The sequence below is a fragment of the Staphylococcus sp. EG-SA-15 genome (assembly GCF_017151895.1).
Classification (GTDB): domain Bacteria; phylum Bacillota; class Bacilli; order Staphylococcales; family Staphylococcaceae; genus Staphylococcus; species Staphylococcus aureus.
Map to the genome: position 1 here is coordinate 1 of NZ_JACVZN010000199.1, position 213 is coordinate 213.

Genomic DNA, 213 nt, shown 5'->3' on the forward strand with positions numbered 1-213 from the left:
ATATGACGGTGATCTTGCTCAATGAGGTTATTCAGATATTTCGATGTACAATGACAGTCAGGTTTAAGTTTAAAAGCTTTAATTATTTTAGCCATTGCTACCTTCGTTGAAGGTGCCTGATCTGTAATTACCTTTTGAGGTTTACCAAATTGTTTAATGAGACGTTTGATAAACGCATATGCTGAATGATTATCTCGTTGCTTACGCAACCAA

The 213-nt window shown here is 35.2% G+C and carries 1 protein-coding gene; it reads right to left on the reverse strand.

Annotated features, from left to right (window positions below; all coding sequences use genetic code 11):
* A partial coding sequence (locus IDG64_RS15065; RefSeq protein WP_206171385.1) for a DDE-type integrase/transposase/recombinase occupies positions 1-213 on the reverse strand: 213 nt, incomplete at both ends.